The organism is Salinispora pacifica CNR114 (genome assembly GCF_000514775.1).
GTDB lineage: Bacteria > Actinomycetota > Actinomycetes > Mycobacteriales > Micromonosporaceae > Micromonospora > Micromonospora pacifica.
Genome location: NZ_AZWO01000087.1, coordinates 1 through 2,129 on the forward strand (window position 1 = coordinate 1; position 2,129 = coordinate 2,129).

2 protein-coding genes are annotated in these 2,129 nt (G+C 68.0%); both read right to left on the bottom strand.

What is annotated here, in order from left to right:
* Positions 1–69: 69 nt before the first annotated feature.
* Positions 70–864 carry an IS21-like element helper ATPase IstB gene (gene istB, locus B118_RS0124795; protein WP_018738804.1) on the bottom strand — a complete coding sequence of 265 codons (795 nt, stop codon included), beginning with the start codon at positions 862–864 and terminating at the stop codon, positions 70–72.
* The coding region (istA, locus tag B118_RS0124800) for an IS21 family transposase (RefSeq protein WP_202902371.1) at positions 865–2,129 on the bottom strand (1,265 nt) is incomplete at its 5' end. It lies immediately after the preceding gene.

Genomic DNA, 2,129 nt, shown 5'->3' on the forward strand with positions numbered 1-2,129 from the left:
TGTCAACGGCGGATTGGAACTGACCCCCTATCGACGTTTTGGGATTGACCCCCTGGAGGTCGTTACGTGCTACTTGTTGCGGTCCTTCGCGAGGAGTTCTCGGCGGGCTCTGGTGCGGTAGGACTCGCCTGCGAGGGTGAGGACCTCGGCGTGGTGCACGAGGCGGTCGATCATCGCGGCGGCGACGACTTCGTCGCCGAAGACCTCGCCCCACCGCCCGAACGGCAGGTTCGAGGTGACGAGGATGGAGCCGGCCTCGTAGCGAGATGCGACGAGTTGGAAGAACAGGTTTGCTGCGTCGGTGTCGAAGGGGATGTAGCCGACTTCGTCGACGATGATGAGCTTGTAGCGGCGGATCTTCTTCAGCTCGGCTTCCAGGGCGCCGCGGTGGTGGGCGCGGGCGAGGCGGTCGATCCAGTTCGTCGCGGTGTCGAACAGGACCGAGTAGCCGGACTGGGTGGCCTTGATCCCGAGCCCGATGGCCAGGTGGGTCTTGCCCAGGCCGGGCGGGCCGAGCAGGATCACGTTCTCCGCCTTCGGGATGAACGTCGCCGTGGCCAGGTGCGCGAGCACGTCCTTGCGGAGGCTCGGCAGGTGGTCGAGGTTGAAGTCTTCCAGGGTCTTGATCGCCGGGAAGTGCGCGGTGCGGATCCGCATCGTCGTGCCGGCGGACTCGCGGTCGGCGACTTGCCGTTCCAACACGGCGGCGAGGTACTCCTCGTGCGACCAGTTCGCCTGTCTGGCCTGGTCGGCCAAGGTCTCCCAGGTCCGCCCGATCGTGGGCGTCTTGAGGACTCTGGTGAGGTAGGCGAGCTTGGATCCCAGCCCGTCCGGCGCCGGTCTGGTCTTCGTTGTCGTGGTCATCTACTTTCCTCCGGCTGCGCTTTTCTGGACCGCCTCGACGTCGGGGCGGGGGTCGAAGTCCACGCCGAACAGGGCGTCGTAGTCCGGCAGGGCACGGATCGCCACGACGTGTCCATCAGCGTGCGAACGAGTCGAGGCCTGCCGCCGGCGGGCAGCCAAGTCCTGGCGCAGCAGCCGGGCGGTGGCCTGATGCTCGGGATCGGTGATCGTGCGGGCATGGCCCCAGTCACGGTCGTGATCAGCCACGACCTGCCCGGCGCACGAGGCGACCATCCGGGCGGGGGTGGCGAGCACGTCGATGAACCTGCCGATGCACCGAGGGTCCACGGAGTAGTCGTTGCCGTCGATACGCACGTAGTAGTCCCGCCCCAGCCGCACCCGATGCGTGAGCCCGATCGCCGGCGCCACCGGCGGCAGAGCCACCATCGCGGCCCGGTCCGCCGCCCACCTAGCCGTGGGCGTCGTCAAGCCGATCGCGCGCAGGACGCGCGTGTTCGCGCGCTGCACGAGCCAGTCGCTGATCTGGACGTTGAAGTCGAACGGCGAGGTGAACACACGCCCAGGCAGGAACGAGGTCTCGAAGAACCCGTTGCGCCGCTCGACCAACCCCTTGAACTCCGGATCCCTGGGCGGGGCCAGGCGAATACGCACCCCGATCGTCCCGGCGAACGCCGCCGCCTCCGTCGTGAGCTTCCCGGTGCCACCGATCGCGGCCTCCCGATCCCAGACCAAGGTCCGTGGACAGGCACCCCACCCGGCCACGATCTCCCACATCCCCGCCAGGATGTCTCCGGCCTTGCGACTGGGAATCATGACCGCGTCCGTGACCCGCGAGTACCCGCAGGTCATCGCGAGCACCGGCAGGATCCGCTCAGCCCCACCACCAACCGGGATCGGCTGAGGTGGGAACCACAGATCACACTGGGCGACCTCACCCGGGTCGTACTCCACTCGGTCGGTCGGGTCCGGCGGAACGAACAACGGACGCAGCTCCCGAACCCGGTCCTTGAGGATCGTCAGCGACTTCGTCCACCCGATCCGCTCAGCGATCACCGTCGCCGGCATCCGCGGGAACTCCGCGAGCAACGCCCGGACCTGCGGCTCGACCCCATCCACACACGAACCGCGAGGGCCGCGCTCACGCGACGGCGGCGCCTCGGCCCGAAGCGCCGAACGGACCGTGTTACGCGCCAAACCCAACCGACGCGCAATCTCCTTGATCGGAACACCCTCAGCCCGATGCAACCGACGGACCTCAGCCCAGT